This is a genomic window from Rhizobium sp. Nf11,1, from assembly GCF_050587665.1.
Taxonomy (GTDB): domain Bacteria; phylum Pseudomonadota; class Alphaproteobacteria; order Rhizobiales; family Rhizobiaceae; genus Rhizobium.
Genome location: NZ_JBOBHU010000012.1, coordinates 44,237 through 56,960, shown reverse-complemented (window position 1 = coordinate 56,960; position 12,724 = coordinate 44,237). Strand labels below are relative to the sequence as shown.

12 protein-coding genes and 1 pseudogene are annotated in these 12,724 nt (G+C 58.8%); 8 read left to right on the top strand and 5 right to left on the bottom strand.

Annotated elements, in window-relative coordinates:
• The first annotated feature begins 96 nt into the window (after nt 1-96).
• Entirely contained in the window at nt 97-720 is a 624-nt protein-coding gene (locus ACQ7C1_RS18605; RefSeq protein WP_127431623.1) for an NAD(P)-dependent oxidoreductase, read from the top strand.
• Between the two features lie 187 nt (nt 721-907).
• Here the strand turns inward: ACQ7C1_RS18605 and ACQ7C1_RS18600 are convergent, their stop codons facing one another.
• The 3 genes and pseudogenes from ACQ7C1_RS18600 to ACQ7C1_RS18590 form a co-directional block, all read right to left on the bottom strand.
• Complete coding sequence (locus ACQ7C1_RS18600; RefSeq protein WP_430959369.1) at nt 908-1,531, bottom strand: FAD-dependent oxidoreductase; 624 nt, start codon at nt 1,529-1,531, stop codon at nt 908-910.
• A gap of 11 nt (nt 1,532-1,542) precedes the next feature.
• Nucleotides 1,543-2,475, bottom strand: coding sequence for an SDR family NAD(P)-dependent oxidoreductase (locus tag ACQ7C1_RS18595; RefSeq protein ID WP_430959368.1), 933 nt, complete (start codon nt 2,473-2,475; stop codon nt 1,543-1,545).
• A gap of 116 nt (nt 2,476-2,591) precedes the next feature.
• Nucleotides 2,592-3,514: pseudogene (locus ACQ7C1_RS18590) on the bottom strand (efflux RND transporter periplasmic adaptor subunit); the annotation flags it as partial.
• Between the two features lie 158 nt (nt 3,515-3,672).
• On the opposite strand from ACQ7C1_RS18590, the gene ACQ7C1_RS18585 reads away from it, so the two are divergent.
• From ACQ7C1_RS18585 to ACQ7C1_RS18560, 6 genes are all read left to right on the top strand, one after another.
• The gene (locus ACQ7C1_RS18585) at nt 3,673-4,359 is read left to right on the top strand and encodes a response regulator (protein ID WP_127431621.1); all 687 of its coding nucleotides are present in this window, start codon (nt 3,673-3,675) and stop codon (nt 4,357-4,359) included.
• Nucleotides 4,360-4,361: 2 nt separating this feature from the next.
• Nucleotides 4,362-5,636: a HAMP domain-containing sensor histidine kinase gene (locus tag ACQ7C1_RS18580; RefSeq protein WP_430959367.1), complete on the top strand. Its 1,275-nt coding sequence runs from the start codon at nt 4,362-4,364 to the stop codon at nt 5,634-5,636.
• A 255-nt stretch (nt 5,637-5,891) separates the two neighbouring features.
• On the top strand, nt 5,892-6,692 hold the full coding sequence (locus ACQ7C1_RS18575; protein ID WP_430959478.1) for a DUF3313 domain-containing protein: 801 nt from the start codon (nt 5,892-5,894) through the stop codon (nt 6,690-6,692).
• Nucleotides 6,693-6,762: 70 nt separating this feature from the next.
• Nucleotides 6,763-7,131 (top strand): hypothetical protein, encoded by a 369-nt coding sequence (locus ACQ7C1_RS18570; RefSeq protein WP_430959366.1) that lies wholly within the window; start codon nt 6,763-6,765, stop codon nt 7,129-7,131.
• Between the two features lie 153 nt (nt 7,132-7,284).
• Nucleotides 7,285-8,298: an MBL fold metallo-hydrolase gene (locus ACQ7C1_RS18565; protein ID WP_430959365.1), complete on the top strand. Its 1,014-nt coding sequence runs from the start codon at nt 7,285-7,287 to the stop codon at nt 8,296-8,298.
• Nucleotides 8,299-8,415: 117 nt separating this feature from the next.
• Nucleotides 8,416-9,624, top strand: coding sequence for an alpha/beta hydrolase family protein (locus ACQ7C1_RS18560; protein ID WP_127431617.1), 1,209 nt, complete (start codon nt 8,416-8,418; stop codon nt 9,622-9,624).
• Between the two features lie 241 nt (nt 9,625-9,865).
• On the opposite strand, the gene ACQ7C1_RS18555 is transcribed toward ACQ7C1_RS18560, so the two are convergent.
• The gene (locus ACQ7C1_RS18555) at nt 9,866-11,026 is read right to left on the bottom strand and encodes an NAD(P)-dependent alcohol dehydrogenase (protein WP_430959364.1); all 1,161 of its coding nucleotides are present in this window, start codon (nt 11,024-11,026) and stop codon (nt 9,866-9,868) included.
• On the opposite strand from ACQ7C1_RS18555, the gene ACQ7C1_RS18550 reads away from it, so the two are divergent.
• Nucleotides 11,004-11,579 (top strand): PadR family transcriptional regulator, encoded by a 576-nt coding sequence (locus tag ACQ7C1_RS18550; protein ID WP_164735991.1) that lies wholly within the window; start codon nt 11,004-11,006, stop codon nt 11,577-11,579. The two genes, ACQ7C1_RS18555 and ACQ7C1_RS18550, sit on opposite strands and share 23 nt — an antisense overlap.
• A 141-nt stretch (nt 11,580-11,720) precedes the next feature.
• On the opposite strand, the gene ACQ7C1_RS18545 is transcribed toward ACQ7C1_RS18550, so the two are convergent.
• Nucleotides 11,721-12,710, bottom strand: a complete 990-nt coding sequence (locus ACQ7C1_RS18545) for an aldo/keto reductase (RefSeq protein ID WP_430959363.1) — start codon at nt 12,708-12,710, stop codon at nt 11,721-11,723.
• Nucleotides 12,711-12,724 lie beyond the last annotated feature (14 nt).

The following is a 12,724-nucleotide window of genomic DNA, read 5'->3' as shown; positions in this document are numbered from 1 at the left end:
ATACAGCCGGCATGGACGCCAGGCGACATGACGGGAAGTGATCAAAAATCCCAACTCGCCGCCGGAGCCCGACCTTCAAGCTTAAGGAGATGCTCCATGAAGATCGCAATCATCGGCGCAACGCGCGGCATTGGTTTGGCCACTGCTAAAACGGCGCTGAAAGACGGCCACGAGGTCACTGCGCTCGCCCGTGAGCCAAGCCGCATGCCGATTAAGCACTCCCGGTTGCGGATCCTACAGGGAGATGCCCAGGAAGCCAACGCGATCACGGGACTCGTGACGGGACAAGACGTCGTCTGCGATTGCCTGGGAACCGCGAATGTAACGCGAACAATAACCATGTTCTCCCGCTGCGCCGAAAACCTTTCGAAAGCTCTTGAGCGGGAACAATTGCTCATCGCCGTCACGGGTATGGGAACCGGCGATAGCAAAGGACACGGGACATGGTTGTACGACCATTTATTCCTGCCGATTGTCCTTCGCAGGATTTACGCCGACAAGGATCGCCAGGAACGCATTATCAAGAACAATATCGCTCGCTGGATCATTGTCCGGCCCGGTTTCTTGACCAATGGTCCGTATATGGGGCGCTATAGGGCGCTGACCGATTTGCGGGGCATCCATGGTGGCAGAATTGCACGCGCCGACGTCGCCGGCTTCATGCTCAACCAAGCCAAGTCGCCTCAATTCATCGGTCAAACGCCTCTGTTGATTTACTGAGGTGTCCGGGGAGTGCAGCCCCGGCTGACGACCGCCGGGCAACCCCGGCGCTTGGGCGTGGCGAGGGAGGGCTGCTCCTGCAAGCAGACCGAAGCTACGCCTTCAGTGCTCGGACATAATGCTTTACACACACACACACACACACACAATCGGTGGTGATTTCCCGCACCTTCTTGCCGATCTACGCCTATTTGTAGCTTTCTATTCTAACTTTCTCTTTCTCAATGCCGCACCCATTAAGGGTTTCAACGACAGATGCGATGAGCCTTCTCGATCCGCACACGTAGAAAATCGCATCATCGCCATAACCTCCCCCTACCTTCTTGACGGTGTCCACGAATGTCTCCGGACGGACCGCGAGATAGTCGGATACAAGCGGCTCCAACTCCTTGCGATAGAGGAAATCGCCCCGTTGGACTTGAACCAGCGCCGTCTGATGGTTCCCTGCTTTGTGCGCCTCCAGAATCATCGAGCGGAATGGGGTCATCCCCACGCCGCCCGCTATGAAAACCAAATTTCCGGTTCGGTGTTCGGGCAATTTGACGTGCGCGCCTGTGCCAAACAAACTGATTGTATCGTCGGGCTGTAGCGCGCTCATCTTTTTCTTGAATTTGCTATTTGATCCCAGATGCATGCTGAACATGAGCTCTGGATCTCCCGGGGCTGAGGCGAAGGACATCTCGCGAACCGAGCCAAGAAAGTCGAGCGGACCACCAACCCTCAAATGGGTGTACTGTCCCGCTCTGTAGTTGACGCCGGGTGCATCGAAGAAAAACGAGAAAACGTCGTCGTACTCGCGTACTTTTTTCATAAAGGTAATCTTCATTGGGTCGGGGCCTGATCATCGAATCCAACCATAACTGCGCTTTCGCGCCACAACTGTTCCCGAGCCCCTCGGCTTCGCGCCAGTTGGGATGGATCGGGAAAGGTCGGCTTGCCCTTGACAAGCGAGACGTAGATCCGGCCCGGCGGCGGGATGACCGCCCCGAGAGCGATCTCGGCCAGCGCTTCGCCTGAGCGTTCGGGCGTACCGATGACGTATTCAGGACGGAAAAGGCCGACCACTCGGAAGACAGTATGCATGAGGAGCATGACGACAGCGCGCATGGCGCGGGGGCTGTCGCGGCCCAGCGACGTGCCACCGGTAAGGCCGGGGCTGAAGGCGATCACCGCGAGCTTACGGGCCCTGACCTCTTCCATGGCAGCGAAGGATTGTGCGGTCAGCAAATTGCACAGCTTGGAAGCTGCATACGCGCGTATGCCCATGCCAAAGCCGCTCTTGTCGGGATGCGCCAGGGCCTGGGGATCGAGAGCCTTGGGAGCGATTGGCGTAACGGCGGGATCGTGCGTTTCGCTAGTGGTGATCACCAGACGGCCTTGATCGGCCATTTGCGGCAGCAGGAGTCGAGCCAGCAGGTAGTGGGCGAGGTGATTGACCGCGAAGGTCAGTTCGTAGCCTTCGACACTCCTGCCTTCGTTCGTCGAGGCCTGCATGCCGGCATTGAGAACCAATATGTCGATGCGGCCACTTTCGAGCCGCGATGTGACAGCCTCAGAAAATTGGCGGACGCTCGTGAGAGATGCGAGATCGAGAGGAATGACCTCCACGCCGGGAGGTACAGCTCGTCCGCTTCCACGGGCACCGACGATGACCCGTGTACCTGGCTGAGCGGCAATCTTCTGAAGCGCATGTAAGCCGAGTCCGGCCGTGACTCCGGTCATGACAACAATACGCTGGGATTTGGCTTGGTTCATGTCAAATATTCCGTTTTTGTTGGTCGGGTTTGGCGGATCGGGATCGAGTCCAGCTCCGGCATGACGAACGCGTCGCGACAATGGATTCGCATGATGGGTTCGCGCCGGACGCGGTCACTTATCCCGTCCCCGAACACGGTCGCGGTTTGGAAAACGCTGGGGCTGGTGTCGCCTGAAGTTCAATGTTGCCCGTCACGTGCAGTCCGGTACGTGGATGGACGCCGGCCGGAAAGGCGACATAAACGATCGCTCGGCTCGTATCGGCGCTGACCGAAGGGCCGACAAGCCTGACCTTGCCTTGGATCCGCTGATCATCGGGGCCGTTGACCACGACGTTCGACCCTTCCGAAATTCGTGGAAGGTAATCTGCCGGAACCTCTGCCTGCCATTCGACACGCTGCTGGCGCACCATGCGGAACAGCTCGGCGCCGGCGGAGACGACGGCACCGAGCTCGGCAGACCGCGAAATTATCAGACCGTCGTCGGCTGCGGTGATGGTCGTCTGCTCGAGCTTGACCCTGTCGTTATCGAAGTCGGCCTTTGCGGCTTTAAGGCTGACAACCGCCGTCTGTTCCGCGGTCACGTATTGCGCGATGTCGTCGGCGGAGCCCGCACCAGAAAGACCTAGTTGCCGCACCTGGTCGACATTTCCTCTTGCCTTCGACAGGTTCGCTTTTGCCGTCGCAATTGCCGCTTCGTGTTTCTGAAGGTCGGCAAGTACGCTCTCCTGCGAAAGCCGCACGAGCGTCTGCCCTTTCGCAACCACGGAGCCGACATCAACCAGGACCTCGGTGATGCGAAGGCCGCCCGTCTCGGAGGCGACAATCGCCTCTTGCCAGGGCTTGAGCCATCCTTCCGCCAAGAGGGTTTCGGGACAATCCTGCTGCGACGGCGCCGTCAGGGACACGGCGAGCGGCGGCGCGGCGGAGTGTTCCATAATGAAGTTGCGGAACGCGAAGAGAAGTGCGGCCGCAACGAATGCAGCGGCGAATGGCATGGACGGCTTTCTCAACGATGCTTTCCTTGGAGTATCCGGCATCGGCGCGGACCTGTCCCGCCCGCGGGCGATGCCATAATGCTTATCAGTAGCCGTCTGAATGTTAAGTGCGGTCAAGTTAGTGTTAAGCTAGGTAAAGTTGGGTGGAGAGTTCCCATTCGTGCTGTATGACGGCGGAGGCGAACAACGGAACCACACGAATGAACAAGGTTCTCCTCATCGACGACGATGTCGAGCTGACGACACTTCTGCAGGAATATCTGGCCGAGGAAGGATATGATGTCGTGACGGACACGGATGGCCGAGCCGCGATTGCGGCTGCCGCCGCCAACACGGTCGACATCATCGTGCTCGACATCATGATGCCCCGGATGAACGGGATCGAGGTCCTGCAGAGAATCCGGAAATTAAGCCAAATCCCGGTGCTGATGCTCACGGCCAGGGGCGATGACATCGACCGGATTTCGGGCCTGAACCTCGGCGCCGACGACTATGTTCCAAAGCCTTGTTCACCGGGCGAACTCGCGGCGCGCGTGCGTGCGATCCTGCGTCGAGCGGGCCAGCCAGCGGCCGGTTCGGCGACCGATACGCTGAGGACGGGACAGCTCGTGATACATCCGGGTAGTCGAACCGCCGAATGGCGCGGAGAACCTTTGGAGCTGACCGGCACCGAGTTCAGGCTGCTCGAAATTCTCGCGCGCAGCGGGGGGCAGCTTTTATCGAAGCAGGATATTTCGAAACTGGCCTTCGGGAAGCCACTCACCCCGTTCGATCGCCGCATCGACGTTCATATCAGCAGCGTGCGTCAGAAGCTGGGGCTCAGAGAGGATGGGCAATCTTGGATCCGGTCCGTTCGCGGCCAAGGCTATCAACTTTTGGTGGATTGAGCATGCCCCGGCTTTTTTGGAAGTTCTTCAGGGTCATCTGGCTGACCATGGCGCTCTCTGTCGCAGCTATTGTCCTTGTCCTGAAGCTGCTGCAGGCGGTTCCCTTTGCCTGGGAAGTCGAGGAGGCGCGGCGGACGTTCGTAGTCAATCTGACTGAGAGCATTCTGGTTCAGGATGGGGAAGACGCGGCCACGCATTTCGTGCGCACAAGCGAGAGGACGCGGCCACTCGGCCTGGCCATCTCGAAAGTCGCGGACGCGGGACCTTGCACCGCGGGAGACAGGCAGAATGGCAGGCTCGTCCTCAAGGATGGGGTTTGCTATCGAATATCTCTATCGGCTCCAACCAGCTTCACTCTTAAGAATCTTGTTCCGTTGATGCCGTGGCTTGCGATACTAATTTCGAGCACGCTGTCAGCGATCGCGCTCGCCCGATATCTCATTCGTCCAGTCGTTCACCTGCGTGACGGCCTGAGCGCGCTTGCCCATGGCCGTTTCGACGTTCGTATCGGAGACAAGATGGCCGGCCGAAAGGACGAGGTCACCGCACTCGCGCACGACTTCGATTCCACGGCAGCGAGACTGCAGGAGCTTCAGGAGGCGCAGCAAAGGCTTTTCCACGACGTCTCCCATGAACTGCGCTCGCCCTTGTCTCGTCTGCAAGCCGCTGTGGGCGTCCTGCGGCAAACACCGGCGAAACTGGGTGGCATGTTGGATCGCATGGATAGGGAGGTTGAACGCCTCGACATGTTGGTGGGCGAAGTTCTGACCCTTGCCAGGCTGACAGCCGGATCCAGCAGCTCGCTGAAAACGCAGTCGCTCGATGTCATCGACCTTCTGAACGAGATCCTCGGCGATGCCGCGTTCGAAGCCCAGGCACGGGGAGTTTCGATCACCACCAGTGTCAACGGCGTTTTCCTGGCGGAGGTGGAGGGGGAGCTGATCTACAGAGCCCTTGAAAACGTCGTTCGCAACGCCGTCAAGTATACGGCGGAGCATTCGCGCATAGCCGTGTCCTGTGCTTCGACGGCCGAGCGCCTGACGATCCTCGTCGTGGATCAGGGGCCGGGAGTGAGACGGGACGAACTTGAGCGGATCTTCCAGCCGTTCTCCCGTGGCAACGACGCCGCCCCGCGAGGTGGCTACGGTCTGGGCCTTGCGATCACCAGACAGGCAATCGAGCGTCATGGCGGGCGGGTATATGCATCACTGCCGGCCGCCGGCGGTCTGGCCATCACCCTCGAAATTCCCCGGAAGTCGACGAAACACGGTTCCTAGTGCGGCCAAGGCTGAGCCCGAGCTGATCAATCGACGCGCCCGAAAGAGGCATCGAAGTGCCCGTCATCTCAGGGCTGCGCAGACGCGTTTGAACCCCACGAAGACTGCGTTCACATTTTACCTAACTTTACAGTGCCTTTACCGCGGTTAACGCTGGCATTGCTAAAGCTGAGTCAAGACAACGGCTCAGAGATCTCACAAATGGACTTTGCCTTCCAACGACCTGGAACACGATTGCGGACAATTCTCTGCTTGATGCTGACATTGTCGCTCTCGTCGTGTGCCAACTTGCCACTGCAGCAAAGAGGGACGCTTGGCTCATACGCTGGTATGGCCCCATCGGGTGGCACGCTCACAAAGGCAAGGCTAAGGGTTGATCCGCCACCCATTCTCGCCGCGAAGACGGTACGCATCGTCCCGACGTCGGCGAACGTCGGCGGCACCAGTGCTTTCAACCCCAAAGATCTGGCGCTCGTCACAAACGCCATCGACCGCACCCTCTGTACCGGTCTCAGTGACCGCTTCAGGATCGTCGCTTCGGACCAGCCGGCTGATCTCACGGTCCATGCGACCGTCACCGACATCGTCGCCACCAACAGGACGGCGGCGGCGACCTCGACCGTCACATCGTTGGGCGCGTCCGTTGCACTCCCGGTCCCAATCCCGCGGATACCTCTCGGCCTTGGCGGCTTATCAGTCGAAGCAGAAGCGATTGGCCAGGACGGGTCGCAGAAGGCGGCGATGCTCTGGTCGCGTGGAGCAAACGTGCTGACGACACCACGGTATTCCAACGTGGGGGATGCCTACTCGCTGTCTTCAGCATTCGGCACCGACTTCAGCCGGATGCTGGTCAAGGGCAAAGACCCGTTCAAAGGAATGCCTGCGATGCCCTCGATGCAGAGTGTCAGGGCCTCGCTTGGCGGCGCTCCGAAATACGTCGCCTGCAAGGCCTTCGGGTCCGCCCCCGGCATCACGGGTGCGGTCGCCGGCCAGCTTGGTCTGCCGCCGGCTTGGAGCGACAAGGGCGCCGCGGGCCGCCAACAACAACAACAGTAAACCCATCCACCGCGACGCGGTCGTGACGCAGTGATGACCGCATTTCAATCAAGGAAGAAAGGACGTCCAAATGAAGACACATGTTAAAATCGCAACGGCGGCGGTCTCAATTCTCGCCGCGAGCACAACGTTTGCCGCGCAGGGGCAGGGTTATCTGCCGCCGCAGAAGGCGGCCGCGATTCTCGCCGATGGTGCTCCTTGGTCGGCCGACGCGCCGAACGGCAGGTCCTTCAAACTCACCCTCAACAAAGACGGCACTGGTAGCATTAAAGGACCTCTAATGTTTGCACTATCCGTCAACTGGAAGTTCAAAGGCGACACCATGTGCCTCAACACTACGATGATGTCGAAGTGCCTGCGATTTCGCGAGGTTCCCGGCGGACTTCAAGGCTGGAATGACGATCAACCCGACTTGAAGCTCAGCCGCCCGGTAAATTAGACCCGAAGGATGGCATCAGGCTGGTACACGTTCCGCCCGATACTCGTGGGTAAGGGACTGAATGCATCCAACAAGGACTCCGGCTGACACCCCGAAGAAGATGTCGCCGCCCGCGTGGGGGCGACATCGAAAATCCACTTCTGAGATCCAATCATGACCAAACGGAACCGCTATGTCACCTTTCCGCCGACCGAAAACTTCGACGGGGTGCGTTTCGCCAATCCGGGGCATCCGGGAACGGATCGCTCTGTGCGGGAACTTTTTCGCTGGCAGAGGGAGCACCGAGTGCCGTGGCCCAAACGCATCGACGTTGTAAGGGCTGTACCAGAACGCCGGGTTTCCGGTCTGCGCGCCACCATGGTCGGGCACGCAACCGTATTGATTCAGGCGGCGGGGCTCAATGTTTTGACCGATCCCGTCTGGTCTGAGCGGGCAGGGCCGTATGGGTATATCGGCCGAAGTCGGACCACTGCGCCCGGCATCGCGTTCGCGGACCTGCCGCCAATCGATGTGGTCCTGCTCTCCCACAATCACTATGACCATCTTGACCTGCCGACTTTGAAACGGCTGCACGAGCGCGATGCTCCTATGATCATCACACCGTTGGGCAACGAGACCATTATCCGCCGGGCTGTCCCCCGTGCCAGGATTGCCACGGGCAATTGGGGCACCCGCTTCCACCTGCCCAACGGCGCCGTCGTGGACATCGTGCCCGCCAATCACTGGTCGGCTCGCGGGATCGGCGACCGCCGCATGGCCTTGTGGGGCGGCTTCATGCTGAGGACCAATGCAGGACTCGTCTACTTCGCCGGCGATACCGGATATGGCACTGGTGCAATCTTCAAGGCCATGCGCGCGACCCATGGCCGACCTGATCTCGCCCTGATCCCGATCGGAGCCTATGCGCCTCGCTGGTTCATGGCGGCTCAGCATGTCGACCCGAAGGAAGCGGTGTTGATCATGCGCTCGCTGGACGCGCGCAAGGCTCTCGGTATCCACTGGGGCACGTTTCGGCTGACCGACGAGCCCTGGGATGAGCCGCCCCGGTTGCTTGCCGAAGCTCTTGCGTCGCATGGCATGAACCGAACCTGCTTCGAGGCTTTCCGACCTGGACAAGTTGTGGATGTCGATCCGCGACAGGATTCGGATGCCGGATCTCCCGACTGACCGATCGTCATGGATTAATGGGCGCTCTTCGTGGGCACCCGGTGCCGATCATGCTGCTGCAAGCCAAGTGCGCCTTGTCCCTTGGCCCGCGTTCCTCTGTGGAGAAGGAAATCAAATATGTCAGACGCGCAAAACACCGTTCATTGGACATCCACGAAGTTCAGCGAGACACTGATGATGGATGCTCTGCTGAAACACATCCTTGGGCTCATGCAATACGGCATGTCTGACCTCGGCGAAGTTTTCGAAGTCATCGGGCAGTTGAAGCCAAACGACGAAGAGCGCTGGATCAATGCATGGAGCGCAGTAGCACTCCGTCTCCAAAACCTGGCCGAAATGGCCGATCGCGCGGATAAACGGCTGACCGCCTCTTCCACATATCTCCGCGCGGCGACCTACTGGCGCGCCTCGCTGATGTACTTCAGTCATCCCGAAGATTCGCGCATTGGCGAGTACGCACGCGCCAGTTCGAGGTGCTACCAGCGATATCTTGACCTTTCTGGCTATCCGGGAAGGTATGTGGGGATCCCGTATGAGGACACATTCCTCTCGGGACATTTCTTCAGATCTCCTGTTGCTGGAGAAAGCGCTCCGCTACTCATTATCACGCCGGGTCGCGACACCTGGGCTGACGATACGGTTTGGGTTTACGATGCTGCTCTGCGGCGTGGAATACACTGCCTGATCTATGACGGCCCAGGCCAGGGTCTGGCATTGAGGCTCAACAATCTTTATTTCCGACCCGACTGGGAGAACGTCATAAAACCTGTCGTCGATTTCGCACTTGAAATTCCCGGAGTCGATCCGTCGAGGATTGGTCTTATGGGCTTGAGTTTCGGCGCGTTCCTTTCCGTGCGAGCCGCTGCCTTCGAAAAGCGCCTCAAGGTATGCATCGCCGACCCCGGATCCCTGAGTTGGGCAGAGGGTATTCTAAACCACTTCCCAGCCCCCATCCGTCAGGTGCTCGTCGGAGACGGTCCTGACGTTCTTCGGGAGGCATTTACCTGGACCGCTCAGCACACGTCGCTGAAGTGGCTCGTCAGAGATTATGCCTGGAAGCACGGGGTACGGGAGCAGGACGTGTTCAAAGCTCTCCTGGCCTATGACAACACACCCGTAATTGATCAAATCGAATGCGAAACGCTCGTCATGGATGGCACGGAGGAAATGGCAAGGGGCCAGGCGAAAAGGCTCTTCGATGCTCTCAAATGTCCGAAGCACTACATCCTATTTGACGCGGATTCGACAGCACAAGCTCATTGCCAGATCGGAGCCTATTCCACGGCTTCTGCAACCTTGTTCGACTGGCTTGAGGGGCGCCTCTGAGATCACGACCTCGGATCGCTTGCGTGCGGAAAAATCGGTGCCTATCGCGAGCGCGGAGCGCAGGTTCCTGATCGAGGCCGCCGAACGGTCCGGGTAATCGGCGTTGCCGAAAATCTCTTAGACCGTATCGAGAGAAGGTGTTCCTTTCGTCGATTCCCCGAATGGCATGACGGGGAGCCGACGAAGGAACGGAAGTTCAGCATCCCGTCATGCCGCATGATGCTTGCCTGACTCTATTGCCTCACAAACTCAAAACGACCTTGCCCGGAATTCGCGTTCCGCATTCAATCGCTGTGATCGCGGATACTGCATCGGCAAACGGGACTACGAGGCCAACAGTTGGCCGCAACACACCTTCACTCGCGAGGTCTGCGATTGCTGACAGACGCTTGATCCCCATAGTCGCGAACGCGAGCTTGTAACGTCTGGAGAGCATACCACGCGTTACTCTTCGGAGGGTCGGATTGATGTCGACGAAAACGCCGCCCTTCTTCAGCATCGAGAGGCCGTGACCGACATCCAATGTCCCAAGTGTGTCGAATACGGCGTCGAACTTGCCCTTCTGAGCCTGCAGTCGACTATCGGCGTAGGAGAAGACGGAATCCAGGCCGGCTGCTTTCGCGGTTTCCAAAGAAGCAGTCCCGCATGCGCCGCTGACTTTCACGCCACGAGCGAGGGCCAACTGCACGGCAGACGCCCCTACTGCACCGGTGCAACCGTTGATGAAGAGATGCGATCCTCGCGAGGTTTTGGCTTTGTCGAATATTGCAGCCCATGCTGTCATCACTGGGATGGGCAGGCACGCAGCCTCCTGGAACGAAAGGGACGCGGGTTTTTTCGCCACCAAATGAGAATCCAGGACAACTTCTTCAGCGAACGCACCAGATTCCTTGAAGTCCATCGTTCCGAAAACTTCATCACCTACATTGATGTCCCTCACATCACTGCCGACAGCGGCAACAACGCCAGCGAAATCTGTTCCCATACCTTTAGGAAACGTGCGGCTGATGAACAGTTTCATCGCGCCTTGGCGAAGCTTCCAGTCAAAGGGGTTTATCGCTGCGGCGCTTACGACGACACGCACTTGCTTCGGGCCGAGCTGAGGCAGCTTGGATTCGCCGATATACATCCCCGTGGGTCCGCCGTAGCGGTCATATTGCACTCTTTTCATATTTGGTCTCGTTCTCGATCCGAAGTTCTTGCCGTTCGTAGCGTTGCTCCCATCCGGCAGCCGTTCCCTCAAGGGATGAGAGAGCGCTGCATTGCCTAAACTCGCCGTAGCTGATTTACCCGCACATGGAGTTTCATCGAGCTTGAATGTAGTGCAAACGCATGCATACTCATAGCCGAATACTCTCACGAGAGCAATAGGAGGTGTTATGTCATCGATCAGGCTTTTCATTCTGTCGTCCTTCGCCGAGCTTGGCCCGATGCATGGTCATCGCCTGAGGCAGGAGGCCGAACGCAAGCGCGTGCCGTTTTGGACAGACATACCGGTGGGCGCGGTTTACGGTGCGATGAACCGTCTCGCCGCTGAGGGTTTGTTGCGCGAAGCAGGACGCGAGCAGGAGGGTAATCGCCCCACCAGGCAACTCTACGAAATCACCGAGGACGGAAGACACGCATTGGCGCGTCTTCGGCACGACGGCCTGACTGAAATCTGGTTTAAGTATGATCCGTTCGACCTTGCGCTTACTCGTGTGGATCCAGCGAAGCTCGATGAGCTTCCTGCGCTATTGGCGGACCGGCTTGCAAGGATGAAGGCGCAGCTCGAAGAGAGGCGGCGTATGATCGAGCAAGCGCTACCGTTTATCGGAGTGGCCGAGGAGTGGGCGGTTCGTCATACAGCGCACCGGATGGAAGCGGAGGTCCAATATCTTACCGATCTCATCACGGCGCTCCCAAACCTCATTGCCGACGAGAGGAATCCTCGGCCGCGAAAGGAAAAGCCCTAGAGGAGAGCCGCTCGCCACGATCTTCTAACAGCGATCTCGATGGTCAATTGGAAATACCCCCATACGCAGCATTTTCTGCGAAGCAAGCAGTGTGGCCACCGGCCACACCACCCGCTAGTTAGAGATATAACACCTCATGGGTCAGGCGAGCTCGGCTAGGTCTTCCTGTGTTAAGACGATGTCGCCGGCGGCCGTGTTTTCTTCTAGGTGGGCAATCGATCCCGTTCCGGGAATTGCGATCGCCACCGGGGAAAGCGCCAGAAGCCAGGCCAAGGCGATCTGGTTGCTGGTTGCTCCGTGTCGACTCGCAATCCTGGCTAGGCGTCCATTGTCGATGTTCGCAATTCCTCCACCGAGAGGGAAGAAGGGGCTGAATGCGATATTCTCGTCCTGGCAAATGGCCAACAGTGCGGTGTCTCCGCGCTTGGCAATGTGAAAGTTGTTCTGCACTGCCACGACCGGTGCGATTGCGCGCGCTTCGGCAAGGTGGTCACTGTCGATATTGCTGAGGCCCAGGTGACGGATCAGGCCCTCCTCGCGCAGCGCCGCGAGCGCCTCGAAACGTTCGGCAAGGGACTGGCCATGGGGCGGAGCCATTTCACCGATTCGGAGATAGACCAGATCGAGCCGATCCAGGCCGAGGTCCTCGAGGTTTTCCTCAATCAGGCGGCGCATATCGGCGCCTGTCGCTGTCCGATGGTTGCCTTCCGAATCAAAAACATGCCCTACTTTGGTCGCGATCACGAGGTCTGCGGGGTAGGGATACAGCGCCTCGTGTATCAACCGGTTCGCGCGAACAGTTTTGTCGCCGCTATGATAGAAGGCTGCCGTATCGACAAGGTTAATTCCCAGCTCGACCGCCCGCCGCAGGACTGCGCGACCCGTCTCGGGATCTCTCGCAGGGCCGCGAAATCCGTTGGCAGAAAGACGCATAGCGCCGAACGCAACCCGGTTGACGGGCATGTCTCCGCCAATGAGAAATTCCCTTGTTTTTCTTGATGACATAACGTGCGCTCCAGGATTTCGGCAACCTTCAGCCCACTCGCGGATATCGATTGGCCAGGCATCCGGGGCAATGCCGCTTCCCTCCAATCTCGGTCCGGAAGCAAGGTTGATGCCCGCAATACCCATACAGGATTACTCTC

Excerpts from the sequence above, each read along its gene's own strand:
- ACQ7C1_RS18595 (WP_430959368.1), bottom strand. The coding sequence starts at position 2,475 with ATGAACCAAGCCAAATCCCAGCGTATTGTTGTCATGACCGGAGTCACG.
- ACQ7C1_RS18580 (WP_430959367.1), top strand. The coding sequence starts at position 4,362 with ATGCCCCGGCTTTTTTGGAAGTTCTTCAGGGTCATCTGGCTGACCATG.
- ACQ7C1_RS18570 (WP_430959366.1), top strand. The coding sequence starts at position 6,763 with ATGAAGACACATGTTAAAATCGCAACGGCGGCGGTCTCAATTCTCGCC.
- ACQ7C1_RS18550 (WP_164735991.1), top strand. The coding sequence starts at position 11,004 with ATGTCATCGATCAGGCTTTTCATTCTGTCGTCCTTCGCCGAGCTTGGC.
- ACQ7C1_RS18585 (WP_127431621.1), top strand. The coding sequence starts at position 3,673 with ATGAACAAGGTTCTCCTCATCGACGACGATGTCGAGCTGACGACACTT.
- ACQ7C1_RS18575 (WP_430959478.1), top strand. The coding sequence starts at position 5,892 with ATGCTGACATTGTCGCTCTCGTCGTGTGCCAACTTGCCACTGCAGCAA.
- ACQ7C1_RS18600 (WP_430959369.1), bottom strand. The coding sequence starts at position 1,531 with ATGAAAAAAGTACGCGAGTACGACGACGTTTTCTCGTTTTTCTTCGAT.
- ACQ7C1_RS18545 (WP_430959363.1), bottom strand. The coding sequence starts at position 12,710 with ATGGGTATTGCGGGCATCAACCTTGCTTCCGGACCGAGATTGGAGGGA.
- ACQ7C1_RS18605 (WP_127431623.1), top strand. The coding sequence starts at position 97 with ATGAAGATCGCAATCATCGGCGCAACGCGCGGCATTGGTTTGGCCACT.
- ACQ7C1_RS18565 (WP_430959365.1), top strand. The coding sequence starts at position 7,285 with ATGACCAAACGGAACCGCTATGTCACCTTTCCGCCGACCGAAAACTTC.
- ACQ7C1_RS18555 (WP_430959364.1), bottom strand. The coding sequence starts at position 11,026 with ATGAAAAGCCTGATCGATGACATAACACCTCCTATTGCTCTCGTGAGA.
- ACQ7C1_RS18560 (WP_127431617.1), top strand. The coding sequence starts at position 8,416 with ATGTCAGACGCGCAAAACACCGTTCATTGGACATCCACGAAGTTCAGC.